Raw genomic sequence first — 26,542 nt, 5'->3', positions numbered from 1 at the left:
GAATTTGTAGCTGGAAGAAATGTCTGTTGGAATTTTTAGTGATTATGTGCTACCAAAGAGAAATTTAGAGAATTTATGAAATGTATTGTATTTGTATTCATGACTTTCTTGATCAGCAATATTGCAAACGGACAAGAAATAATCCCTTTCAATTTAAAGGATGATAATCGCATGTATGTCCAGGGAAAGATTAATAGTTCAGACACTTTAGATTTAGTTTTTGATTTAGGTGCAAATACGACTGTTATTAACAAAACAAGAATGGAGACAAAGAACGTACAGATTAAATTCGATACTGTGGTTTTGAATAAAGGTGGAAATGGCATTTCAAAGGAAGATAAGAGTTTAAGAAATCAAGTTTTGGTGGGGAAGTATAATTATGAGGGAGTAGATATACTGGGGATTGCTTACCCGGAAGCTGATATTCTAGATGGTCTAATTGGTTGGAATTTTTTTGAGAACAAAATAATACAGCTCAATTTTGAGAGCACAGAGTTGATCATTCACGATCAATTGCCTACACTTTCAGATCAATATAGTAAATGTAAAATCAAGTTTATTAGTGGTCTTCCTTACATAGAAACAATTATTTATAAAGGAAGGAAAAAAGTAAAGATATGGGCAATGTTAGATACTGGCTATAATTCTACTTTCAAAGTTTATTATAATACCGTGATTAATAATAAGCTTGATAATGAATTTTTATTGATCGGTGAGTCTATTAGCTACGGTACTGACGGGACCATTGCTGAGTCAGACTTAGTACTACTGCCAAAGATTAGTTTAGGTGATTTTGAGGTATATAATATGCCTGCTGACTTAGTTAAGACAAAGGTGGAATCAGATATTCCGGCTTTGTTCGGAGGTAATTTGCTCAAACGTTTTCATGTTTTTCTGGATTTCAATAAGAAATTGGCTTACCTCAAGCCCAATATTTACATAAATAGTAAATTTTAGAATAGGTGAATAAATAGCTTCTTAAAAATTATTATCTATTTTAAATCAGATGATCTTTCTTTGCTTTTGCCAGTGCAGCTGATTTACTATTCACATTTAGTTTGATATAAATATTTCTTATGTGCGACCTTGCCGTGTCTTTAGAAATAAAGAGCTCTTCTGAAATCTGGAAATAACTTTTCCCTTCTGATATCAGCTCTAACACTTCGGTTTCTCTTTTTGAGAGGGGAGAATCTTCGTTGATATGGAAATTTTGGATAACGATTCTTGCAATTTGTGGGCTCATGGGGGCACCGCCATTATCAAGCTGTATTAAAGAATCTATAATTTCCAGATAGTTAGCATCTTTTATAATATAACCTGCTGCGCCAGCCTTGAGAGCTTTAAATACAAGGTTAGGGTCATCATATACGGTGACAATAATACATTCCGTTTTAGGGCTTTTCTCTTTGATAATCTTAATGGTCTCGATGCCATTAATGCCAGGCAATTCTAAATCGACCATAGCAATGTCAGGTAAAGTTTTGTGCACTTCAGCTACAGCTGACTCCCCATCAATGTAGGTCTTTAAAACTCTAAATTTTTTTGTACCATTCACAATAAGTTCAAAGCTGTCGCGCAAGTCATCTTGGTCTTCTATGATTATTACTTTTTTCTTAAACATGCTGATTAATTTTTAATATAATTTTTGTTCCAGAATTCCCTTCAGTTCTTGAATTAAAGTCTATTTCAATTCCTGAACGTTTTGATCTGTGATGGATATGAGATAATCCTCCATTTTTGACATCCTCCTTATGAATGAATCCAACGCCATCGTCCACAATGGTAATCACAATATCGGTGTCATCGGAAAATGTTATGGATACGTTTCTTGCACTTGCGTGCTTATAAATATTGGTAAGTAATTCTTTTATAATCAAAGTTAAATCTCTACTCATTTTAACGTTAAGATGCTTCGGTTTCTTTTTTAGATTATTAAAGAATCTAAGATTAGTATCAGTGTTATGAAATAGACTTTCTGAGAATTCATTTATCAAGAAAAAGATCTCATGAATATTGTTGTTTTGGCTTTTTAATGACCAAATGAAACTACTTGTAGAGGAAAACAATTTCTTAGTGTTTTCTTCAATCTTATCAACTGTAGATACAAATTGTGAGGGGATTTCCTGCAATTTTAAAATACCAGAAAGATTAATAATTTTTGCTAAGTGATTGCCCATTTCGTCATGAAAATCAATGGCAATCTCATTTCTTACTTCATTTCTTATTTGTTCTTGAACCAAAAGTTGTTTTTCCTTTAATTCTAAGAATTTCTTGATCGAAAATAGAAGAATGAATAGTGCAATTAAAATTATACCCACTATAAAATAGGTTGTTTTATAAAAGGGGGGAATGATTGATAGTTTAAAAGAAGCTACATTTCTTTTGCTCGGGAACGGATTATCCTCCCAAACCTCAAAGGTATAGTCGCCAGGAGGTAATCTTTTATAAGTAGCTAATTTAGAGTTTTGCGCCTTATTAATCTGACGATCATAATTGACTAGTTTGTAGTAGTAAACATTATTTTTATTGTCAAATTGCATTGAATTAAATGCAATATTAATATCGTAAGTCGAATAAGGTATTTCTAATTTAGAGATGGAATTATTATTTTTAATAGGGTAGACTATATTTTTCTCTCCGTAGGTTACAGTTTCAATTATAGTCTGACTTTGATCATTATTTTTAATTTGCTCTATTATATTTTTTGGGACAGAAATAATCCCTGCAATAGTGCCGATCCAAACCTTGTCTTCAACCTCTTCTATAGCAATCAAAGAAGTTTCGGCACCCCCAAGGGTTGATATATTGCTCAGATTATATACTGTAAAAGAACTATCATTCCCTTCAATAATATCAACACCCTTGTTTGTTCCAATCCATAAATAGCCATTGATTTTTTTGATGAAATTTATTGTGTTTGACGATAACTGGGGTGTTTTGAGATGCCATATTACCTTTTGTTGAACCAGATCATATATTAGAATACCAGAACTAGCTGTTCCAATGAGTAATTCTTTTCTATTGTTAACATTTAATGTTGTAACAGCGAAGTCAGATTCCAATTTATTTTGCAAATTAATTTTTTTCAGGGAATCGTTAACGAGCTGGAAGACGTTTTTTTCATTTGCAATAAAAGTGTACTTTTGATAAGATGTAATTGCACCTGTCCACCCTAGTTTTATACTGTTATTATCAACAGAAAAATGTTTGACTGTATTTCCTACTTTACTGAAGAAGCCATTTCTTGCAGTGCCAATTAGTAGAGTGTCTTGATTTGCGGTAATTGATGTAATATAATATTTGAAATTAGATACTAGTCGTGGCGTCTTGTCATCAATACTTAGCTTAAACAATCCGCCTGGTGTACCCAAATACACGGAATCATCATCGAAAAGAGACATGCACCTCGGAAGTACATTCATGGGGTTTTCCAGCTTAATACTATCTTTTATTACTCCTTTCTCATATATCTTAATTCCATCAAAGTAGCTCAACGACCACACTGAATTATTTACGTAAACAAAATTACTATAGAGTGGTCCTTGAAATTGAGAATCTTCAATCAGCTGAATTTTTTTCTTGTGAATATTGAAAAAACCTACCATAGTGGCTGCCCAGATATTTTCGGAGGTCCGATAAAGCATTTTAGTTGTTTGGCCTAAAATCTTACTTTCTAATTTAAGTTGATTTTCCTCTTCTACATATAGATATAAACCCGATTTGGTTCCTATCCACCATTCATTCCTTATTTTTAGTAGAGAATAAATAGGTTCAGCTAAATCCAAGCTATATCTTTTTTTTACTACTAAATTTTTTTGATTTAGGGCAAAGAGGGAATCATCAGTTTGCATAAATATTTGGTCTTCTGATAGCAAACTATATTTGTAAACAGCATCACCATATTCAGCTTTTCTCGATCCTGGGTGCTTTTTGGGTACTTTTGGAACATTAGAAAATAGACTGTCAGCATCAATGTTTAGTTGAACAGAGGAGTTAGTATTAAAAAGTAAAAATGAGTTGTCTGACTGAATAATTCTGTAATTGTAGAAATCTTTAGCAACAAGAACTTTCTGCTTTAATTTTAAACTTTTAGAGTCAAGAATAAATGCCCATCCGGAATAAGTGAATACTATTATTCTATTTTTAACTTTAAATAACTTAGCAATTCTATCTCTTTGATTTTCAAATTCGGGCTTCAAATCTATATTTGCTCTTATTTGATTCGTGTTTTCAAGTTTACTAATTTCGGTAAAAGTGCAAATGTATTTGTTCTCATTGTCGGCAAATAAAATATCATTAATATAAGAATAACTTAAATCTTCATTTGCAGATTTTAGATCTACCCCATCCCACCTGTAAAGGCCTCCATGGGTAGTGCCTATCCAAATGAAACCAAAACGATCCTGATTAATAGTGGTCATATTACTGCTACTTAGTCCATAGGAATAGTCAATATGCCTAACATCAAACTTTTGACAAAATAGCGCTGTTGAATTAATAGAGAATACTATCAGTAAAAATAGGAATAATCGTATTTGCATTTATTAGTAGAATAAAGAAGCAATTTACGTTAATAAATTAGAAGATAATATCACCCAATTTGTATTAGTTAAAGTACTAATAGCTTGAATAGAAAACTACTTTGATTTATTAAATCAATTGTTTTGATTAAGGGAAGGTCTCCGTTTCTGAGTCTTAGATGACTAAATGAAGTCTATTTATAAAAATAAATACTTTTTGGAGTAATTGAAATTAAATTAAAACCAATAGGAGCTCATTTCAATCACATCAATTTATCTAGGTTGGAGTTTAGGCGAGTAGAAATCGCATCAAGTTCTTTTTTTAGGTCTCCAGTGTCAAAAAGAATAAACATATCGTATTGTAGTTTAAAAACGGTTTCACCATCCTGAAACAAAACTGATAATTTTTTCGGTAGCTTTTCGCCCGAAGTAGTAAATTCTCGACCAGCTTTCTTCATTATTAATGATTTTTCTTCTTCAGAATAAATGAAGAATCCATAGCGTAAAAAGAAATCAATACACCGTTCTTTCGACAAAGTCTTTTTAATTGAGATCTCTTTTGTTTTCATATGATTTTCTTTGTTTTGGGTTGCGGATTTTACCTGTAAAGAGGTTGTCACATTTTGTTCCTTAGGTGTAGACGAAAAACAATATCTCAGATTCTAAAAAAATATGTAAGTAAAAAAGCCCCGAAGTTGAATAATTTTGAAGAAGATTCTACTTTGAGGGGCTTTTACTTGTTAACCTGTTTCAAAGGTATTCCAATTTGTATCGGTTACAATCACTCATAATTGATGAAATATTTAGCAAATATGATAGCATTATTATGAGATAAATTGAGAGGAAGTACAAAAAAATACTTTTAAATGCCTGTAGAAGAGTTTTTAAATGATTTGTTAGGTTGATGCAAAATGTAGTATTCATATTAAATGATGACATTTACTTAGTCCTTGAACAGTTCTGCAATTTTCTTAAATCAGGTCATCTTATTAATTGAATAATAGCTATTACTCTCTAGCGAATTCTATTACTCGATTTAAAATTCACAAGAAGTTTAAAAATATTGCAATTGAGGAGTGTAGCTATTCATCAAACGGTCCTTAGTGTGCTATTATAAAGCTTAAAAATATCACGCAATTAAGACTAAGTAAAAACTTCAGCCTTCAATTAAATTTGCATAGTTAAGATCTTCTCGACAAATAGATAATAAGCAACACGGGTGATTTCTACTCAAATGTTGCTTACAATAGACAATACACAAGCTATCCTGCAATGACAGTGTGTTTTTTTAATAGAAAGCTTATTGAGGTTGAAGGTTGATCTTAACTTAGTGATGCTTTTTTACATAAAAAAAGACATTTATTGATTTTTATATTTAATGAATAAATTTTTCTACAGATGATTCCACAGCTTGGCAGCAAACAATCGACCATGAATATTTTCTTGAGTATTTTAATACTCATATTAGCATCGCCAGTACTATGTGCTCAAGCTAGAGTAGGAAGCAGCGTTTTAGATTACAAGGTTTATAATCTCCAATCTGAACATTTTCCTGGCCAACAGCGGACTGTAAAAATTTATCTTCCAGAGTATTACGATAGTTTAAAAAAATATCCTGTACTCTACACCTTAGATGGCAATACGCTTTTTAATATCACATCAAGCTACGTTTCTCATTTAAGTAAACTGACCATAGATGATGACGGTTACGATTATGGTTCAGATGTGATACCAGAGGCAATAGTTGTTGGTATATTTCATAATGATAGAGGGTATGAAACCACGCCTAACGTTAGCGAAATTCCAAATTCTGATGAAACAATATATAGGGAAGGTTCCCAGCGCCTGAAGGATTTTATATTTAAGGAAGTCTTACCCTTTGTAGATTCAAAATTTAGCACCTCTGGTTACAACGCTATTATTGGACATTCAAACACAGCCCATTTTGTGATGTCTTTACCTTTTCAAAAGAACAATCCTTTTAGGGGAATTATCTCACTTTCTTTAGGCGGATATTCAGATACCTTCAAAAACAAAGTGACATCCTTTTTGAAGGCGAATCAAGCAACCCAAGTGTTTATTGGATATGGTTCGAAGGATTTTGAATTCAAAGAATTGGCTCAACATCTTGAGGGAAATGTCGAAAATAAAAAGCTAAAAGTGATGCGATTTAATGCTAATCATAATGAAATGCCAGCTATATCATTATCACAAGGGCTGAAATTCCTCTTTAATGAGTATAGAAATATTAGTGATTTCGCAAGAAAGTCAACAGCCAAAGATTTTGATGTAAATGACTACTTAAGAGAGTACGAAGATAAGAATAATGAAGCTTACGGAATTAATACAAAAATGAAGGAAGATGATTTTTACAGCTTAATCGAAATGAGTATTGAGTCCAAAAATAAAAAGGTTTTTAATCAACTTATCGATTATGAAACCAAGGTACATGGCTATACACAGCAAACACATATGCTGTTTATCTATAATAAAAAGTTAGGTGATTATAAGAAGGCAATGCTGCTTGCAAAGAAGATGCTCGAGAGTCAAGATGATTTGGACCAACGCATTTTAAAAGCGAATCTGATGCAGTATTATAGCTTCTTTATGAATGATTTAACAGAAGATCAAAAAGCAATTAATTTTTTCCAGGAAGGGAAAAATAAGTTTGCGGACGCTCAACTTGAATTCAGCTACTTCATAGCTAAGGCTTGTTTGGAAAATAATGTAAATAAAGAACTAGGTGATGAAAACTTGGCGTACTGCTTCAAGCATTTTGAGGAAAACCGGTATTTCAGAAAGAGTGATTTGAAATCGCTTAGTGAAAAGTAATTGAAAAGATAAAAATGGTATTCCATTAAGCCTGAAGTGTTACTATAGAGTTTCAATGCAAATTGAACTTTATTTATAGTATTTTAATAATTGACATTAGTGTACTGCTAAATGTGTTAGAGTTTTGAGCGAATAATCATACAAAAGAGACTACTTTTTTAACGCATTGATGCTCTATTTTTACATTAAAGTAGATGTCACATTCTTTTCTAAGGCGTTACTTACTTGGTGGAACATATTTATATACTACACCAAGTATTTGGTCTAAAAATAGCTGATGATGTAGATGTAGACTATTATTTCTAGAGTAAAAAATACTTTGAAGTTATGATGATTCTATTCCAGACATATTTTTTGTAGGGATAAATATAATGTATGATGCTTATAAACATGAATTTAAGAGGTTGGTTTATTTTATTGATGTTGTCATTTACAATCTTAAATGGTTGTATTAACAAAAATGAAAGTAACAATTACTTAAGGATCGAAAAAACCACAGATGAAATCCGTACCAAATTAGTAGCACTTAGAAGAGATTTTCATGAAAATCCTGAGCTTGCAGGAAATGAAGTAAGGAGTGCGAAGATTATTGCTAAGTATTTAGAGGAGTTAGGTTTAGAGGTTAAAACTGACATTGCTGGAAATGGAGTAATAGGGATACTTCACGGTGAATCAGCTGGCAGAAATATAGCTTGGAGAGCAGATATGGATGCTTTACCTAATGATTTTTTGGATGACGTGCCTTTCAAATCTAAAAATGAAGGTGTACAACATGGTTGTGGGCATGATGTGCACATGGCGATTGGTCTTGGAATTGCTGAGGTATTGGCCAAGAATAGAGATCTTTTGAGCGGCACAATATATTTTATCTTTCAACCTGAGGAAGAACCATTTAAAGGAGCAAAGAATATTGTTCAGACCAAGGATTTTTTAAATATGAATCTCGATGAGATCTACACCTTGCATGTTACCGCTTTGCCTGTAGGGAAAATTATGACTAAAGCGAATGAGCTCTATGCCTATCAGAAGCGAATAAAACTTTCTTTTAAGAAGAGTATCTCTCAAAAAGAGTTGAAAGATTTATATGAGAAAATTAGAATTGAGACATTAAGGACTGTAGATGGAAACAAACCGTGGGAGATACCACTAGCATTTGATACTACACGAGGGCTGTCCAACGCAAATACTATGTTCAAAGACTATTTTTTTATGGAAGAAAATTTTGTAATCCACGAAGAAAGTAATCAATGGGAATTGTTAGCTGATGCTTATGAAACAAAGAAGTCAAATGTATCTAATATATTGTCAAACATAATAGAAGTAATTAATAGCAGTGGCTATGAAGATAAATTCATTTCTGCATCTTTTATTCAAGAAAATCCAACTGTAATGAATGATGAGAAATTAACAAGTGAAACTAGTCGATTCCTTGAAAATAGGTTTGGCAGTGAACTACTCATGCAGGACTATGGACAAATACCCTATTTCAATGATGACTTTATCTATTTTCAAGAGAAAATACCTGGAGTATATTTTTTATTGGGTGGTTCAAATAAGGAAAAGGAGATAAATGCAATGAATCATGCTCCAAATTTTAGAGTAGATGAAGAATGTATAAGAGTCGGGGTCAAAACTTTTTCCTCCTTGATGTTGAACCGGGCTGAAAGTGAGAAATAGGCATGCTATTTAGGCTTTATTTTAGAAAGTTGAAAGATCATATATAATAAAACAAAAATATGAAAAACGCCAAGATTATACTTTTTGCAATTTTAACACTCGGAGCTTTGAATCTCAATGCCCAAACCGAAATTGAGCTAATCCAAGAGACTTTAAATGATTATATTGAAGGGACAGCTAATGGAGAACCTGAAAGATTGAGAGATGCATTCCACGAAAATTTCAAATTGTACTTTGTTTCGCAGGATAGTTTAAAAATTTGGTCAGGTAAGCACGATATAAGTAATGTAACACCGGGTAAAAAAAGTAATCGCATCGGTACAATTATTTCCATAGATTATGAAAATAATGCTGCAAGCGCTAAAATCCAAGTTGATATGCCTGATAAGCGAAGAATTTATTCAGATTACTTACTCTTGCTAAAATATGAAGGTAGATGGAAAATAATCCAAAAATCTTTTACTTATGTCTCTTACCCTTAATAAAATACAGGGAATAGAAAAATCAGCCTTTCTTAGGTTAAATTTTATAATAACTACAACTAGTGCAATGCTGTTTTCTTTACTTTTATCATGTGGGAGACAAGAAGAACGCGTTATTTTTTTTCTACATAACCGATTTTTAGAAACGCATGATTTAAATGAGATTCATCCAGAATTTGGACGGACGGAATACTATGAAATAATTCAGGAATTTGAAAAAAATAATTTTACGGTTATTAGTGAAAAGAGGGATGCTAACCTAAATGCCAGAGATTACGCAACAGGAATAGTAGACCAAATTGACAGTTTAATAAGAAAGGGAATAGAACCTAATAAAATCACGGTTGTCGGCACATCCCAAGGTGGTTATATTGCACAATATGTTTCGACTTTTTGTAATAATCCCAACCTAAACTTTGTCTTCATAGCAAGCTTTAGGGAGTCGGACCTTCAAAATATACCAGAAATCAACTATTGTGGTAACATTTTAACAATTTATGAAAAATCAGATCCCTATGGGGTTTCGGCTGTGGAACGAAAGAGAAGGTCAAGCTGTGAAATCGTCAATTTTAAAGAAATTGAACTAGAAACAGGATTGGGTCACGGTTTCTTGTTTAAGCCTCTAAAAGATTGGATTGAGCCCACAATAGAATGGGCAAAGGGAAATTATAATATTATATGAAAATGTTACTTATTTATAAAACACATATTTCTTTTATTTGGCACTACGTGCTGCAGCTTGGTGTCTTGAAAATATCAAAGTATCTAGTAGTCAGTAAACTCCCCCTTTAGGAAGGTCGCATATCATAAATTATTTATAATTGAATATTAAAAAATATGCAGGTTTTATATTAAAAAAAGAACAGAAACTACTATGAAAAGAACAATGGTTTTTACAGCAATACTTTTATCTGTCTCATCTGCATTTGCGCAGGAGAATAAGTTTATTAAAGAATACTTAGAAAGGTTGGAGAGGTCAAAAGACTATTTGATTCTAGTTGCTGAAACAATGCCAGAAGATAAATATGACTTTAAGGCAACAAAAGAATCGATGAGCTTCGCGGAGAATTTAATGCACATTGCTTGGGCAATGGATTGGCATAGTGAATCGCTAATGGGAGGGCGTGAGGCCAGAAATTGGGAAACGGACGTAGAACTGAAGGTTGATCAGAAGTCAAAAAAAGAGATGATCGCAACGATCGACTACACATTTGATAAAACCATTGAGTTCATTAAAAATTTCGATACCAATAGACTTGAAGAACGATTAGAGTACTTTGGAGCGAATAGAACTAAAAGACAGATTTTGTTATTACTCACTGATCACATAACGCATCACAGAGCACAAATGCTTGTTTATATGCGATTGAATGGATTAAAACCACCAAGATATGTATTATACCAATAGCACTAGAAAGTATGGTCTAAATTGGTCTTTACATAACAAGGTCGCCAAAGCTGAATAAAAGACATTTTAATCTAAAATGCTGAGCTTTGATAGCAGAGGCTACTAGAATTTTGATGGAAAAAATAGAGAAACGAAATATTGGAATTGATGTATTGCGAGGTTTAAGTATTTTGGCTGTGATCCTCTTGCACCTTAATATTCATTTCGGGATTTCAAATACTTTTTTAAAGGAACTGCTACCAGCTAAATTGTTTTCCTTACTGTTTTGGAGTGGATTTTATGGTGTTGTAGTTTTTTTTACGCTTTCAGGCTATCTAATTACAAATTCCATTATTAGAAAATGGACGTCACTCTCCAAAATTGACATTAAAATGTTTTATTGGCAGCGTTTTTCAAGAATTATTCCGTTGCTTACCGTATTATTGTTAGTATTATCCATTTTACATGTTTTGGATGTTCAGGGTTTTGTCATAAACGCAGATCAAACATCCTTAGGTCGAGCTATTTTCTCTGCGTTGACTTTTCATATCAATTGGTTAGAAATCCAAGTTGGCTATCTTCCAGCAAACTGGGATGTATTGTGGTCAATTTCAATAGAGGAAACTTTCTACCTGTTCTTCCCAATTATTTGTCTGTTTCTTAAAAAGGAATGGCGATTTTTAGTGATTGTAGGCTTATTTTTGGTTGTGTCACCTTGGGCGCGTACACAACTTTTCGAGGGAAACGAACTGGCAGATAAAAATCATCTAGCATTCGTAGATTCAATAGCTTTAGGCTGCATGACAGCAATTATTACTTCAAAACTCACCTTTTCCAAAGCTTTGAATTATTTTTTTTTAACTCTAGGATGGTCAATGGTCATTCTGATTTTCGTTTTTAAGGGCTTCATCTATAAAGCTGGAATTGTGGATTTAGGGTTAAATATCACCATTCTCTCCGTTGGAGTTTCTCTCATTCTATTTTGGATGCACGAAAAACACAAGTCAAAAGAAGAAAACAGACATTATATTTTTGGCTGGCTTAGAAACATGGGTATTTATAGTTATGAGATTTATTTAACTCATATGTTTATTGTAATTTTTGGAGCGCAACTTTTCGAAAAGTTAAGTATTGGGTCAAATTGGCTAATTCCCTATCTAATTTCTCTATTACTTATTTCATACTTTCTGGGGAAAATAATTTTCCACAAGTTTTCGGAACCTGTGAACATTTGGCTACGAAGGAAACTAAACAATTAGAAATTCTTCTGAAAAGAGAAATAGAACATTGAACCTCTTTCGGGTTCAGAATTTCATTATCAAATTTTAAAATTTATGGTCATCTCTTTGAGGTTAAAGTTTGCTTTTTTACTAATAGTTACTGTTTTATTTGCCTTTACTTTTTTGATTTCGGAACCGAAAAAGACGGCATTAAAAGTACCTGAAGTTACCCAAAGCACAATAATTACAGGAGCAGAAAGGACGGATAAATACGTTCCGCTACTAGCAGGCAAAAGAGTCGCTGTAATGGCTAATCCCACAACAATAATTGGAAAGCGACATTTGATTGATAGCTTATTGCTTTTAGAAGTAGATATCGTAAAAGTATTTGCCCCTGAACACGGGTTTCGTGGAAATTACAGTGCAGGAGCAAAGGTCAGTAACGAAGTGGATGAAGCGACAGGAATTGCCATAATATCCTTGTATGGCAAAAAGAAAAAACCCAGTAAGGAGGATTTAATAGATGTAGATATTGTGATTTATGACCTTCAGGATGTTGGCTGCAGGTTTTACACTAATATCAATGCTCTAGCAAACTTGATGGAGTCGTGCTATGAGAATGGTAAAAAGCTAATCATCTTGGATCGACCTAATCCAAATGGCTATTTAATAGACGGTCCTGTTTTAGATCTGAAATATAAATCGGGAATAGGTCAATTTCCAATTCCCATGTCACATGGACTCACAGTGGGGGAGTTTGCGATGATGGCCAACGGTCAGGGTTGGTTAGAAAATGGCGTGCAATGTGATATAGAAATAGTCCCAGTTGCTAACTATTCTCATGACTTACCCTATAAGTTGCCTGTAAATCCATCACCAAACCTTAATTCACAACAAGCTATTTTGCTATATCCTTCAACATGTATGTTTGAAGGCACTTATCTTAATCACGGGCGTGGCACAAATTATCCATTCCAGATTCTTGGGAGTCCTGCGCTAAAGGATATCTATAATTTTAGTTTTACACCGATCGGAATAAAAGGAATGGCGGAGAATCCAATTTTTAACGGACAAGAGTGTTATGGAATCGATCTTCGCAATCACGATGTAAATAAACTTAGAGAAGAAAAACAGATTAACCTATCCTGGATTTTAGAACTCTATAGTGTTCATCCAAAGAAGGAAAATTTTTTCAATTCAAATTTGAGTAATCAGATGGGCTCTATTGAATATTTAGTTGGCTCATCTTTGTTTAGGGAGCAAATAATAGATGGTGCCTCAGAGCGCGAAATCCGAAATAGTTGGGAGCCCCAGCTTTCAGAGTATAAATCGATGCGCTTGAATTATCTTCTTTATCCCTAAAAAAACACCTGCTGAATATGCGAAAATTAGTACTTATTTCTTTTGTTATTTTGCTTTTGATGAGCTGCAACTATAGCCAACAGGCTTTTAGTGATTATGAGTCCGAAATTTTAAAAATAGAAAAGATACACAACAATCTATTTGTCCATACTTCATACTTACAAAGTAAAAATTACGGGAAATACCCATGCAATGGGCTGATTTATATTAATAGTGATGAAGCCATTATATTTGATACTCCTACTAATAATAAAGCAGCATCGGAATTAATTCAGTGGGTTGGTGAAAAGAAGATTAAAGCCGTAATTGTTACTCATTTTCATGTTGACTGCTTAGGAGGTTTGCAAATGTTTCATTCAAAATCAATTAAATCTTTTGCTACAATAAGGACTATCGAACTTGCAAAAGAAAATATCCAAATATTACCTGAGTATAGTTTTGAAAAGTCGATGGAATTTGACGTTGGAAATGAAGTTATATACGCAAAATTTTTCGGAGAAGGACATACAGAAGATAATATCGTTGGATACATACCAAGTAGAAAAACTTTGTTTGGAGGATGCCTAATAAAGCATATGAATGCGAAAAAAGGAAATATATCCGATGCTACAACAGATGATTGGCCCGAAACAGTCGAAAATATAAAAAACTATTTTCCTGAGATAGAAATGGTAATACCTGGTCATGGAAAAACCGGAGGTCCAGAGCTTTTAGATTATACTATCCAACTTTTTGAAAATTAATTGAAATTCCATCTGTGTACTCAAGTTTTTTGGATTAGGACAAAATAAAAACAAGAAAACCACTAGCTAGGTAGCATCTTTTATACTTAATATAAAAACAAAAGGTAAAGCTACTCTCAGCTAGAATGGCGATTAAAGAGGATTTAAACCCTTTGGCATCTCAAGACCATTAATCAGTTTATTCGGACGGGTTTTCCGTGAAAACGTTAAATCCTATTTGATCATTTTTGACTTTCTGAGAAGCTCATTCTCGAGCTTCAACAACTTCCTAAGTTATTTTTTTTTGACTAGAGCTTGTTCTTATCCAGCAAAGAAAGTTATCGGCAAAGAGCAAATAGTACAATTTGGGTGATAGATAAGTTTTAAGGTCGATATACTTTTAAGCAAGTAATAGGGATCATGACAGATAATATTTTATTACACCTTATCAATACAATATAGATTGTAACTAGAAGGTGTATTTATAAGGTCGAAGGGGAATAAGCTAGATGATTTGGTTTTCAACTCTAAATAGAAAATGGATCATGGCTTTTATATTGATTGTCACATATTTGAAATCATTTCATATGTTATCAAATAGTGTTTCAAGCAAAGCAATTCATTTCTCAGACATAAGAAGACTTCTGGTATAAGGATTAGAAATATGCAGATAAACCTTAATTGGACTTGTTATGGTAGTACAAGAAGTGTCGGATTACTTACTGATTTAATTCTAAATTATTAAATTTTCTAAAAGCATGAGATGCCTAAATTGTGATAGCTTAGTGGAGAAAAACTTTTGTGCTGTTTGTGGGCAAAAGAATTCAATACACCGATTTTCTTTGAAAGATATTTTTAGTCTGGGGATCTTTAATGGTATTTATATGCTTAACAGAGGATTTTTCTTTACAATTAAAGAACTCTTTACCAGACCCGGTCATAGTATAAGAGAATATTTAAATGGCAAAAGAATTAATCATTTCAATGCTTTTAGCTTGTTAATCTTGCTGATAACAGTTGTCTATTTAGTCGATGGCTATTCAGAAATTAAAATAGCAGACTTAGTGGGAGAAGACGATAATGTTAAAGGTTTTACACAATCCATTGAGTCCTTTATGAAGGATTACCCTAAGGCTATCTATTTGATTAACATCCCTTTAATGGCTATTGCATCATACTTTAGTTTTAAAAAAAGTAAAATAAATTTTGCTGAAAATATTATTTTAAATACTTATGTTTCAGGGGCCTTAATTATTTTAACATTTCCTTTGACAGTTTTAAGTGTTTTCTATAGTGGAAAGGATATCCTCATTCTCATGTTTCGAGCAACGCCATATTTCACTTTTGCTTACGTTTTCATAGTTTACTATCAATTTTATTCCTCTTTTAATTTTCGAAAAGTTGGATTGATTGTGAGGTCTGTATTAGCAATAGGAATATTTTCGGCATTACAAGTAGCCGCCATTGTAATATTATTGTTCGCTAAGAGTTGAATGGGATTGAAAATACAAATTGAAACACATGGACCTGATCAAAAAAAAATTTAATTGAATATGCCTACAATTACTAATTGATAACTGTAAATCTGCAGCGAGGCTGTAGTGTTGCTGCAAATTAACCAGAATTTTACTGCAAAATTGAAGAATAGTAAAATACAAACATGGATAAAAAAACAAGATACTTACTCATTTTGATTGGATTTCTTTCAGTGGCCACCGGTATTTACGGAGCATTTAAGACAGGAGAAATTATAGACTCTTTTAGTGGAGTGATAATTGGTCTATCAATAGTTGTGATTGCACTTATTGAAAGAAATAAAAAATCATAACAAAGGGTTTTCATTGACTTTTAGAATTAGTCATTAAAAATCTCAAAGAATTGATCTCAAAGAGTCTCGAATCTGTAATCCATCTAAGTTAAATGAGTTAAAAAAAGCGCTTTCTACTTTTTTATTAACTAAAGTGAACGATTGCTAACGCATCCTCAGTCTATTTTTGCCTTATAAATCATAACTAAAAATAGATAAGAAAATGAAGGTAAAAATTTTAATGATAGGAATTGTTCTGTTCATGAGTTTTAATTCGGGGCTAAAAGCGCAATATTCGAAGAGTGATAGTACTTATAAAGAGTGTTTTGTTGGCAGCACCTTATTTATGCTAGGTAATTTATCTCCTGTAAATAGACCTGATTATGTTCAACTGAACCTTGGGTATCGAATTACAGGAAAAGATGTAATTTCCTTAGAACTAAAAACTTGGAAGTATGCTTGGTCACTTGGAATTAACCCGCTTACAAATGATGCATATGGAACACCTGAGGAGGAGTTCCCAGGTTATATTCGTGATTTTGGCTTCGCATTGGCTTACCAGCGATTTTTGTGGAAAGGTTTATATGCTGAACTTAATGTAATGAATGCATGGCAAACTTTTGTGAATGAAGACGGCAATAAAATTGGCAATGGATTTCATATTTTCAATACTTACCGTGTTGGTTATCACGTTAAACTTTTTAAAGACAGATTTTTCATTCAACCATCAATCGCAATTACTCATCGTCCTTACAGTTCAAAAATGCCTGATGGATTTCAACAGTTGAATGATAAATGGTCTAAATTCCTTTTCGGTGAACCAGGATTGCATTTTGGTTTCAATTTCTGATTGTAAGCATGTGTTAAAATGAAAGCAGCTATCTGTACAAAATATGGCCCACCAGAGACTTTAGAGATCGATCAGGTTGCCAATCCCGTCCCGAAAGATGATGAGATACTTGTCAAAATTATTTCCACAGCAGTAAATTCAGCAGATGTTAGAGTTCGTGGAATGGCTGTTAGTGGCATTCTTCGATTACTAATGAAATTTGTGTTGGGATTTACCAAACCTAGAAAACCAATTTTAGGAACCGTTTATTCTGGCATTGTCATTGGTATGGGCCTAAAGGTACATAAGTTTAATTTGGGGGATAGGGTTTGTGGTTTAACTGGATATGATTTCGGAGCTTATGGAGAGTATGTTACTGTAAAAGAAAACAGTGTGGTGTCTAAAATGCCGGAAAAATTGAGTTTTGATGAGGCTGCTTCTCTAATTTTTGGGGGACAAACAGCAATATATTTCTTAGATAAACTCAAGATAGCAGAGCGTAAGCAACCTAAAGTATTAATTATCGGAGCTACAGGCTCAGTTGGTACTGCTGCTATTCAATTAGCAACCTATTATGGAGGCCTAGTTTATGCGGTATGTGGTTCAGATGGTCGAGCGCTTATGGAGTATTTAGGAGTTTCAAATATCATCTATTACGACAAAGAAGATTTCACGAAATTAGACATGAAATTTGATATTATTTTTGATGCTTTTGGTAAGACCAAACGGAACAGATGTAAGCACCTGCTTGAAAAAGGAGGTGTTTATAAAACTGTCGGTGGTTTGGAGTATGCCTCGGAGTCAGTTGATCAATTGCGACTGATCATGAGGTTATGGAAAAAGGGAGTATATAAGGCAATAATTGATAAAGTGTATGCTTTAGAAGACATAGTGGAAGCACATCGATATGTAGAAAGTGGAAGGAAGAAGGGGAATGTGGTTTTAAGTATAGGTGATAATCCTGACTCTCCAATTAATTTTGATCAAGAGATTCAGAAAATAAGCGTAGGGTAAAAAAAGATAGATATTTGAGTTAAGAATATGAATTAACTTTTCGATAGATCCAGTACTTTATCAGATATCGAAACATCTCAATAAAAATCAAATGAAACAAATAATTCTAGTAGTATTTTTTCTAACCATTTTTGGTTGTAAAGAAAAAACAAAGGTACCGCAAGAAAATTCGCAAACTCAAACGGAATTACAGAAAAAACTCAAGAAAACTGATTTGCCGATTGAAGTTATACAAGCAGATGTATCTTTTTTAAGTAATCCGATATTTGCAAACAATTCTGTTCACTTAAGGTATGAGTTGAATATTTCAAATAATTATAGAATACCTTTTACTTTAAAAAAAGTTGAGATATACGATTTACAAAAAGACGAAGTCCCAATAGCTTTATTCGATACTAAATATATTGAGGAACATTTTGATAGACCTGGAAATAACGATTTAGATGATTTAAAATTACTTTCAGGAAATGAATTTGGCATTCTAAACCTCAATCTTATTTTCAAGAAAGAACAATCATTTCCAGAAAAAATCTTTCACAAACTCTATTTTGAAAGAACGAAAAGCAATGGAGAAATAGCAATGCATCCAATGGAAGTTGCAGTTATAAAAATACCAGAAACAAACAAATTCTCTATAGGTTTACCTTTCAAAACCAAAGGAAAATGGCTTTATGAAGCAGAAAGCCATCAAGGTGCTCGATTTCTAACAGAAGGTCGAGTTAACTATCCGCAAAGGTTCGCAATAGATTGGACACTTATTACCCCTAGTGGTAATTTTGCTTATAACGACACTAAGGAGAATGAGAATTGGGAAACCTACGGCATTGAAATAATTTCAGTAGCGGATGGAAAAATTGTCGGAGTTAAAGACGAGATTATAGAAAACGAACCTCTATCCAGGGATATGGCTGTCCGTATAACTCGTGAAACAATTGGAGGAAATTACGTCATAATCGATATTGGCAGCGGTCGTTATGCGTTCTACGGTCATTTAGTTCCAAATAGTCTAAAAGTAAAAATTGGAGATACAGTTAAAAAAGGACAAGTTATTGGTTTATTAGGTAATAGTGGAAATTCAGACGCACCGCATTTACATTTTCATTTGGAAACTAAAAGTAACACCTTTTTTGGCGGAGAAGGAATTCCGTTTCATATTGATAGATTTACACAGCTTAATAATTATTCCGAACAACAAGTAATGGATTTATTTAATAATAATAGTGTTTCATTAGATAGCCTAAATCCAGTTAAGAAAACTAACGAATTGCCGATTGGATTTGGACTAATCGAAGTTGAATAATTCGAAGTAAATTTGTTTTATAATACACTTATTATACAAACCTAAACAATGATGAAATCAATAATAATTTCAATAATAATGTTAACCATATCATTTAAAGCAGTTTCACAGGATGTCAGTTTCATAAATGCTGACGGAGTCTTTTCAATTGGCACACAATCCAACAGAACTGCATCAATTTCTCTAATTGATTTTGATAAAGACGGCAATTTAGATGCATTAGTGGCAAATGGTAGACATTGGGCAGAACAAAACTATTTATACTTCGGTGATGGAAATGGAGGTTTTAAAACAGCCCAACCAATTGGAAAGTATCTTGATGCTTCATATTCTATTAAAAGTGCAGATTTAAATAACGATGGGTTTATGGATGTTGTCGTTGTAAATGATAATATTAAAAACAGAATATATTTTGGATCTGCCGATAGCAATTTAAAGAAAGGGATTCCATTTGGTTCATTATCGCCTTCTCGTAACCTTGAAATAATGGACATTGATAATGATGGAGATTTTGACTTGATTATTTCAAATAGGAAAGCCAAAAAACGAAATCTATTTAAACAACGGACAAGGCAATTTTGAAATCATTATTACTTTTGGAGAAGAATCCGACCAAACAATTCAAACCAAAATTGCTGATATGAATAATGACGGTTTTTTAGATTTAATAACAGCCGAACGGCAATCAAAAAACAAGGTTTATCTCTATGATGGTAAATTAAATTTCACCCATATTATTAATTTCGGAAATGAAAATGGAGATTCACGTTCTGTTGATATTGGAGATTTTGATAGAGATGGGTTTTTGGATATTGTTGTAGGAAATTTAGGTTCAAAGAACAATATCTATTTTTCTGATAAAAATTTAAGTTTTAAAACATTATTTGATTTCAAAAAGGAACGTTTGACTGCATCGATTAAGGTAGCTGACTTAAACCAAGATGGATATTTAGACATTGTAGAAGGAAATTCAGAAGAAAGGAATTATGTTTATTTAGGGCAAAAGGATGGGAATTTTAAAGAAATTGGTTTAAGAGAAGATTTGAAAGATGATACTTATAATATAGAAATAGGAGACTTAAATAACGATGGATTTCCAGATATAGTAGAATCAAACTCTGCAACTTGGAATTTACATTACAGGACTCGGAAGTAATAACTATTGTCAAAAACGTATATAAAAATCCATTGAGCCTGACACCTTCGAATCTTTGGCCACCCTGGATAAAATACCAAATGAATATGCTTTTGCTAGACAGTTCTATAGACACCCTAATAAAGGGTTCTTGGACAGATGTTAAGAAACTAGGTAAACTAATCTGTAACCACCTATTCAAACAATTGACAGTTGAAACTTTTGTCTTTATTCGGGAAAATGAAACGTGAACTATACTATTTATCATATATCAGAACCTCATAATACAAATGAAATGAAATCAATTAATCGTATAATAATTATATTTTTGACTTTAGGATTTAGTGCTTGCGGAAACGAAAAAAATGAGCGGTCAAAAATGGAACAATCAATTTTAGGTATTTCGTCTGAATTGATGATCGACCATTTCAATATTTGGGTGTCAAATCCAGAAAAAGCAAAAGAAAAGCTGCTTAATATCGGTTTTAACTCCATTCCCGACTCCCTTTCTCAAGTTCATACAGGACAAGGAACGGCTGGAAAATACTTTTACTTTTTAAACGCGTATCTTGAACTTATTTTTGTTTATGATCAAAATGAGTTTACAAATAATAACATCATAAATGAGCAATTAGATTTTGCTGAAAGAAATGATTACAGAAAAAATGGTGCGTCACCATTTAGTATTGCTCTTAAATTAAAAGATTATGATGTAGAGAAAATTCCATTTGAGAAAATTAGATACCATCAAAATTGGATGGAGAAACAGGCGAACATCTATTCGGCAAAAAATTCAAAATTGCGTTTACAGGAACCCTCTATTTTTGTAGTTTATCCAGAAATTGAGTCTGACACCTTCGAAACTTTGGCCGACCTTAACAAAATACCAGATGAATATGCATTTGCTAGACAGTTCTATAGACACCCTAATGGGGCCAAAAAAATTACTAAAATCATAATTAAATCACCAAAGTTGGATTCAAATACTAAGACGATTCAATCTATAAATGGCATAAAGAACATAAGGGTTAGAAATGGGACAGAGAATTTGATGCTGCTTTATTTTGACGAAAACGTTCAAGGCAAATCATTTGATTTACGACCTGATCTACCTCTAATTGTATATTTATAAAAAAGTCGAGCAGTCAAAAGATGATTTCAACATTTAATAGCTCGAAAAAGGTAATCGGATCCAATACTGATTATGCTCGATAGCATATAACTGCTCTTTATATTTTTGGTAGAGAAATGGTTCCAACTAAATGGAAGAGCAAAGAAAGGAAGGCAAAAGAGTTTATAAATTATCTGATTAACTATGGAATTAAGTAAAATTAACTTGGATTCGAAGCTAAAATCCTTCAATGAATATTGGACGCCAAAAATAGTTGGGGAGTTGAATGGACAACATGTGAAACTTGCTAAGTTTCGTGGTGATTTTGTCATGCATAAACATGAACAAGAAGATGAATTGTTCTTTGTCATTAGCGGTAAACTATTCATCCAACTAAAAAGCCAAACCTTAGAATTGAATGTTGGTGAATTTGTTATTATTCCAAAAGGAATTGAACATAAACCTTATGCACCAGAAGAAGTGAGTGTAATGCTATTTGAACCTGCCTCTACCCTAAATACTGGAGATTCTAGAAGTGAATTGACTGTTTCTAAATTAGACAAAATATAGTGAATACTGCAATAAGGTGTGGCCTCATAAATATTGAAAGGATATAAAAAAGGAAAGCAAGACTTTGGAAAGTATAACAAGGAAAGATCTGGTGTACAGTAACCATTACATTCGTTAGTGCAAGCTACCCTAAAGGTAGTGTAATTGAATTACAAGCATGTGTTGTCTGATTATAGCAAAATAACTTGCGCTCAAGCAACAAATCAATAACAAGTGCCTGAAATCTAATTAAATTAAAAAAAATAAATCAATACATTGCATTACTATGTATTTTGTTATATACTTGTATTGTGAACGAGGAATTTATACTTAAATGGAAGTCTCAAGTCAAAAAAGGGACACTGGCTTTTATCATTCTAAGCGTGTTAGAAGGGCATGAATATTATGGCTATGAATTGATTGAGGCAGTTAAAAAATTCACGGCCATAGAAATTGCGGAAGGAACGCTTTACCCACTAATGAACAGGTTGAAAAAAGAAGGCTTAGTTAGTTCTAAATGGGTTGAACAAGAATCTGGAATTCCTAGAAAATATTACGTGCTTAGTAATGCTGGGAAAAAGTCGCTCCATGAAATGACAGTGTATTGGAATGATTTGGGAGTTGCTATTAATAAAATATCAAAGTCAAAATGATGAAAGAGATCGAGTTTCAAGATAAGACATGTCAAAAGCTATATGATAATTATATCCTGCGCATTAAAAGGCAGACTTCTACTCTTTCAAAAGAAGATCGTTTTGATATAATGATGGAATTTAATAGCCATATTTATGAAGCACTTCAAGAAGGTGAGAATAAAACAAAGATTGAAAAATTAGTTGAGATTCTGGATAAACTTGGAAATCCTGAGGATGTCTTGAAATCAATGGTTGCTGATAAAAAACTCATACAAGCAACTCGAACTTTCAATCCTATTCATGTTTTCAAAGCCATATCCTTAAATATTGCGAGTGGAATTTCATTTGTCATATTTGGCATTATGTATCTGCTGCTACTAGCGTTTGGCTTCTTGATCGTTCAAAAGATCTTTCATCCTGATGAGGTTGGGTTATTTTTTAAAAAAGGAGAATTTTTTCTACTCGGCATATTACCAGACCGGTCTCACCATCATTATTCTGAGGTGCTGGGAAACTGGTTTATCCCTGTAATGCTGATAAGTGCAATTTTATTATATGTTCTACTTACTCTATTGCTTCGCCTAAAACGAAAATTAAAATAATATTTTTTATCTATAAACATAGCATAACTATGTACAATGTTAAACTACTTAAAAATGTAATCATGAAAAACAAAATGAAAGCCCTAGTACTCTTTTTTGCCATAGCGACTAGTCAAGCCGTTTATTCGCAAGAAATAAGTTTTGACTCTGAGAAAAGTGCCGAAATCAAAAACTATATCAAACACTTTGAAGATAGCAATCAACTAATGGGTACAGTCTCTATTTTTCAAAATGGTCGAGAGGTTATAAATGAGACATTCGGAAAAAGAAATATCAAAACAGGTAGTTTAGAAGAGAGAAAATACGCAATTGGTTCTACCACTAAATTGTTCGTTGGCGTTTTGTTTGCCAAACTTAAAGAGGACAACAGAATTAGTTTCGTTGAAAATTTGAGCAACTATTTCCCTGAAATACCTAATGCCAATAAGATATCAATAAGACAAATGTTAAACCACACTAGCGGACTTCGAGATTATGTTTCGAAGGGGGATAGTTTACATTTCTGGTTAACTAAACCCCGTGCTACTGAAGAGATCATGGATGAAATTATTTCAGCAGGAGTTGCTTTTCAACCAGGCGACTCATTTGAATATTCAAATTCAGCTTATTATTTATTGGGTAAAATCTTAGAAGAAAAGTACAACAAGTCTTTCTCCCAAATTATTCAAGACGAAATTTCAGCACCTCTGAATTTAGAAAACACTTTTGTCATAGATGACGAGGCTGAGCAAAACAGCATTGCCAAATCCTACGAACAGAAAAAAGGAGAATGGGTAGAAGTAGAAGAATTTTATTTCCCCAATACTTTTAGTGCTGGAGGCATTGCTTCTACTGCTTTTGACTTGAACACATTGCTGGTTAGCTTATTCAATCAAGAAATTATAAAAGATAAAACATTGAAAGCAATGCTACCTATGGAGGATGATTGGTTTGGTTTGGGAATCATGAAAGCTCCCTTTTACGAGCACACTAGTTATGGTCATGGAGGGGACACCTATGGTACGCACTCCGTAGCAATGTATAATCCTAGCAATAGGCTTGCTGTAACCTACATGATAAACGGTGAACATTATCCTACCAATGATTTTGCTATCGGTTTACTGAGCATTATGTATGGTAAAGAATATACACTTCCTGATTTCAAAGAGTATAAAGGAAATGAGAAATACTTTGAGCTTTATGAAGGAAACTACGGTGCCGAAGGGTTTCCAATGAATGTTAAAATCTATGTGGAGGAAGGAGAGCTAAAGGCCCAAGCTGAAGGACAACCTTCATTTACATTAACTCCAACAGAAAAGCATGTCTTTGAATTTTCTAAGGCCGGAATAGAAATTGGGTTTAAACCCTTTGAAAATACTCTTATTCTGAACCAAGGGGGGCAAGTTTTTGAACTGAAACAACTATAAAAAAGCATAGCGATCAGTAAATGAAGTAAAGTCTTGGGTGTTTAGTTGAGATGCCTTTTGACTGTACTAAGCAAAACAAATAAAAGCAAGTATTATGAAAACAATAGCTTTGACATTCCTGTACTTAATTTCAGCACTAAATGCTTTTTCCCAAAATTTAACCAATACAGAACTGCAAGATAGCATTGCCTCGATTTTAAGGGAATCGAAGACTCCCGCTGCATTTGTAAGAGTAGTGACCAAAGATTCGGTTTTATTTCAATCAGAATTTGGCAGTATTGATGCTGATCAGAAAATCAAGTTGATGGAAGACGATCTTTTCGCCTTAGGCTCAATTTCAAAAACACTGACCGCACTTGGCATAATGAAACTTGTTAGTGAAGGCAAGTTAAACTTAGAAGATGAATTAAAGGTAGTTGCTCCAGAAGTTCCATTCACAAATAATTGGGAAGAGCATCATCCTGTAAAGATCAAAGATTTATTGTCACATCGATCAGGCTTTGACGATATGCATATCTCTGATATCATTAAAAAACGTAGTTCTAATATGTCAGCTCTAGAAGAGGTAATGACATATCGAAAATCATATCATTCTAATTGGAAACCAGGACTTGTATTCTCTTATTCTAACCCTGGTTATGTTATTTTAGGTTTTGTGATTGAAAAAGTAAGTGGCAAAACTTATCAGCAATATATTAGTGAAAACATTTTAACCCCGCTTCACATGGATAATACGTTTTATTTATCCACCAATAAAAGTCCTACTTTAATTCAGGGATTTCAACAGAGTGAGAATGGCATAACACCTAGTGATACACCCAATTTGATTGGTGAATCTGCAGGAGGATTAATAAGCAATGGCGATGATATGACGAAATTATTGCAGTTCTTCCTTGCTAAAGGAGAACTTGATTCTGTACAAATACTATCACCTCATCTAATTGAAAAAATGGAACAACTTCAATCAGATTTTGAAATCTCCAATAACATAGAAACAGGATATAGTTTGGGAATGTACGATAGGTACATTTCAAATAAAAATTTGAGATTTAAAGCGCACAATGGCTCAATTATCGGCTTTACAAGTGACTATATTTTCAGTAGATCCCAAAATTTGGGAATTGCCATAAGCACCAGTCTGTTTCAAAAAAGTACTTACAAAATCATGAACCTATTGGTAAATGAGTTTGCTAATACAAGTCCTATAGAAAAGTCTGAAATCACTAAGATAAATGAAGATATTTCCACCTATACGAAATGGGAAGGAACTTATAAAATGCTCAATGGAACAAATGACCTTGTTAATTTCATCAATGTTCCTTTTAGGACAATGAAGCTTTCTATAAATAAAGATAAGTTGCATTTAAAACGTTTTATGCAAGATGTAGAAACTTACGAAATTAAATACTTAAATGCCTTTTCAGATGATGATGGCGATGTAAGCCTTTATTTAAGTACCAACGATCAGGAAAAAGTCCTTGTTTATTATGAGGATACCTTTGTGAAAATTAATCCATATGTTCGTTCGATAATGCTCTTTTTACTGATTTTTGGAATTATTTCTGGTGTTGTTGTAACGCTAATTGCGTTTAGTAAATTATTGATTCTGCCATTCAAGAAATCAGGGGTTAATACGTTAAAACCTTCAATATTAATAGCTTTGCCATTTTTGCTAATTGTTAGCTCTGTGGCTGTTTATCTTAGCAGTTCATCTTTTTTTGAATTGAATGAGTTAGGCACAATTTCCATTACGTCAGTGAGTATATTCATTTTGTCTGCACTGTATCCTGTCTTCAATATCTACAGTGGATATATATTGTTTAAAAGACAAAGATTGTTCAAGAATAGTAAGTTGAGAATAATCTACAATAGTCTATTTGTTGGGGTAACTTTTTTCTCACTCTATTGCCTGTATTTCGGGTGGTTTGCTTTAAGTCTATGGAATTATTGAA

At 33.0% G+C, this 26,542-nt stretch carries 25 protein-coding genes; 22 read left to right on the top strand and 3 right to left on the bottom strand.

Annotated elements, in window-relative coordinates:
• The first annotated feature begins 75 nt into the window (after positions 1-75).
• Entirely contained in the window at positions 76-957 is an 882-nt protein-coding gene (locus B9Y84_RS11865; RefSeq protein WP_139828019.1) for a pepsin/retropepsin-like aspartic protease family protein, read from the top strand.
• Positions 958-997: 40 nt separating this feature from the next.
• Here the strand turns inward: B9Y84_RS11865 and B9Y84_RS11860 are convergent, their stop codons facing one another.
• The 3 genes from B9Y84_RS11860 to B9Y84_RS11850 form a co-directional block, all read right to left on the bottom strand.
• Positions 998-1,621 carry a response regulator transcription factor gene (locus B9Y84_RS11860; RefSeq protein ID WP_085517486.1) on the bottom strand — a complete coding sequence of 208 codons (624 nt, stop codon included), beginning with the start codon at positions 1,619-1,621 and terminating at the stop codon, positions 998-1,000.
• Positions 1,614-4,541, bottom strand: coding sequence for a sensor histidine kinase (locus B9Y84_RS11855; protein WP_085517483.1), 2,928 nt, complete (start codon positions 4,539-4,541; stop codon positions 1,614-1,616). Before B9Y84_RS11855 ends, B9Y84_RS11860 begins: the two co-directional genes overlap by 8 nt.
• Positions 4,542-4,783: 242 nt before the next feature.
• On the bottom strand, positions 4,784-5,089 hold the full coding sequence (locus B9Y84_RS11850) for a hypothetical protein (RefSeq protein WP_139828018.1): 306 nt from the start codon (positions 5,087-5,089) through the stop codon (positions 4,784-4,786).
• 829 nt (positions 5,090-5,918) lie between these two features.
• Between B9Y84_RS11850 and B9Y84_RS11845 the strand changes: the two genes are divergently transcribed.
• The 21 genes from B9Y84_RS11845 (at position 5,919) to B9Y84_RS11745 (ending at position 26,541) form a co-directional block, all read left to right on the top strand.
• Positions 5,919-7,352 carry an alpha/beta hydrolase gene (locus B9Y84_RS11845; protein WP_085517479.1) on the top strand — a complete coding sequence of 478 codons (1,434 nt, stop codon included), beginning with the start codon at positions 5,919-5,921 and terminating at the stop codon, positions 7,350-7,352.
• A gap of 375 nt (positions 7,353-7,727) precedes the next feature.
• A complete protein-coding gene (locus tag B9Y84_RS11840; RefSeq protein ID WP_221406427.1) occupies positions 7,728-9,029 on the top strand; it encodes a M20 metallopeptidase family protein in 1,302 nt (433 codons plus the stop codon).
• Between the two features lie 59 nt (positions 9,030-9,088).
• Positions 9,089-9,511 (top strand): nuclear transport factor 2 family protein, encoded by a 423-nt coding sequence (locus tag B9Y84_RS11835; RefSeq protein WP_085517475.1) that lies wholly within the window; start codon positions 9,089-9,091, stop codon positions 9,509-9,511.
• Positions 9,495-10,193 (top strand): alpha/beta hydrolase, encoded by a 699-nt coding sequence (locus B9Y84_RS11830; RefSeq protein ID WP_245830857.1) that lies wholly within the window; start codon positions 9,495-9,497, stop codon positions 10,191-10,193. The genes B9Y84_RS11835 and B9Y84_RS11830 overlap by 17 nt, the downstream gene beginning before the upstream one ends.
• 192 nt (positions 10,194-10,385) lie before the next feature.
• Positions 10,386-10,919 carry a DinB family protein gene (locus tag B9Y84_RS11825; RefSeq protein ID WP_085517473.1) on the top strand — a complete coding sequence of 178 codons (534 nt, stop codon included), beginning with the start codon at positions 10,386-10,388 and terminating at the stop codon, positions 10,917-10,919.
• Between the two features lie 86 nt (positions 10,920-11,005).
• A complete protein-coding gene (locus B9Y84_RS11820) occupies positions 11,006-12,157 on the top strand; it encodes an acyltransferase family protein (protein WP_139828017.1) in 1,152 nt (383 codons plus the stop codon).
• A gap of 75 nt (positions 12,158-12,232) precedes the next feature.
• Positions 12,233-13,480 carry an exo-beta-N-acetylmuramidase NamZ family protein gene (locus tag B9Y84_RS11815; protein ID WP_085517469.1) on the top strand — a complete coding sequence of 416 codons (1,248 nt, stop codon included), beginning with the start codon at positions 12,233-12,235 and terminating at the stop codon, positions 13,478-13,480.
• Positions 13,481-13,497: 17 nt separating this feature from the next.
• Positions 13,498-14,223 (top strand): subclass B1 metallo-beta-lactamase, encoded by a 726-nt coding sequence (gene bla, locus B9Y84_RS11810; RefSeq protein WP_085517467.1) that lies wholly within the window; start codon positions 13,498-13,500, stop codon positions 14,221-14,223.
• 737 nt (positions 14,224-14,960) lie between these two features.
• A complete protein-coding gene (locus tag B9Y84_RS11805) occupies positions 14,961-15,695 on the top strand; it encodes a DUF3667 domain-containing protein (RefSeq protein ID WP_085517465.1) in 735 nt (244 codons plus the stop codon).
• 167 nt (positions 15,696-15,862) lie between these two features.
• Positions 15,863-16,030, top strand: coding sequence for a hypothetical protein (locus B9Y84_RS20635; RefSeq protein WP_176223784.1), 168 nt, complete (start codon positions 15,863-15,865; stop codon positions 16,028-16,030).
• Between the two features lie 202 nt (positions 16,031-16,232).
• On the top strand, positions 16,233-16,859 hold the full coding sequence (locus tag B9Y84_RS11800; RefSeq protein ID WP_085517463.1) for a hypothetical protein: 627 nt from the start codon (positions 16,233-16,235) through the stop codon (positions 16,857-16,859).
• 18 nt (positions 16,860-16,877) lie between these two features.
• Positions 16,878-17,852: an NAD(P)-dependent alcohol dehydrogenase gene (locus tag B9Y84_RS11795; protein WP_085517461.1), complete on the top strand. Its 975-nt coding sequence runs from the start codon at positions 16,878-16,880 to the stop codon at positions 17,850-17,852.
• Positions 17,853-17,943: 91 nt separating this feature from the next.
• The gene (locus B9Y84_RS11790; protein WP_085517459.1) at positions 17,944-19,152 is read left to right on the top strand and encodes a M23 family metallopeptidase; all 1,209 of its coding nucleotides are present in this window, start codon (positions 17,944-17,946) and stop codon (positions 19,150-19,152) included.
• A gap of 78 nt (positions 19,153-19,230) precedes the next feature.
• On the top strand, positions 19,231-19,734 hold the full coding sequence (locus B9Y84_RS11785; RefSeq protein ID WP_176223783.1) for an FG-GAP repeat domain-containing protein: 504 nt from the start codon (positions 19,231-19,233) through the stop codon (positions 19,732-19,734).
• A 58-nt stretch (positions 19,735-19,792) separates the two neighbouring features.
• On the top strand, positions 19,793-20,308 hold the full coding sequence (locus B9Y84_RS11780; RefSeq protein WP_085517456.1) for an FG-GAP repeat domain-containing protein: 516 nt from the start codon (positions 19,793-19,795) through the stop codon (positions 20,306-20,308).
• A 358-nt stretch (positions 20,309-20,666) separates the two neighbouring features.
• Positions 20,667-21,419, top strand: a complete 753-nt coding sequence (locus B9Y84_RS11770; RefSeq protein ID WP_221406426.1) for a VOC family protein — start codon at positions 20,667-20,669, stop codon at positions 21,417-21,419.
• Positions 21,420-21,602: 183 nt separating this feature from the next.
• On the top strand, positions 21,603-21,968 hold the full coding sequence (locus B9Y84_RS11765; RefSeq protein WP_085517450.1) for a cupin domain-containing protein: 366 nt from the start codon (positions 21,603-21,605) through the stop codon (positions 21,966-21,968).
• A gap of 290 nt (positions 21,969-22,258) precedes the next feature.
• Positions 22,259-22,600 carry a PadR family transcriptional regulator gene (locus tag B9Y84_RS11760; protein WP_085517449.1) on the top strand — a complete coding sequence of 114 codons (342 nt, stop codon included), beginning with the start codon at positions 22,259-22,261 and terminating at the stop codon, positions 22,598-22,600.
• Positions 22,597-23,184, top strand: a complete 588-nt coding sequence (locus B9Y84_RS11755; RefSeq protein WP_085517447.1) for an HAAS signaling domain-containing protein — start codon at positions 22,597-22,599, stop codon at positions 23,182-23,184. The genes B9Y84_RS11760 and B9Y84_RS11755 overlap by 4 nt, the downstream gene beginning before the upstream one ends.
• Before the next feature lie 62 nt (positions 23,185-23,246).
• Positions 23,247-24,590 (top strand): serine hydrolase domain-containing protein, encoded by a 1,344-nt coding sequence (locus B9Y84_RS11750; RefSeq protein WP_176223782.1) that lies wholly within the window; start codon positions 23,247-23,249, stop codon positions 24,588-24,590.
• Positions 24,591-24,684: 94 nt separating this feature from the next.
• A complete protein-coding gene (locus B9Y84_RS11745; RefSeq protein WP_085517443.1) occupies positions 24,685-26,541 on the top strand; it encodes a serine hydrolase domain-containing protein in 1,857 nt (618 codons plus the stop codon).
• Position 26,542 lies beyond the last annotated feature (1 nt).

This window comes from Marivirga sericea (genome assembly GCF_900177665.1).
Classification (GTDB): Bacteria; Bacteroidota; Bacteroidia; order Cytophagales; family Cyclobacteriaceae; genus Marivirga; species Marivirga sericea.
Note: the sequence above shows the minus strand (reverse complement) of the source record. Positions and strands in the feature narration are given on the sequence as shown.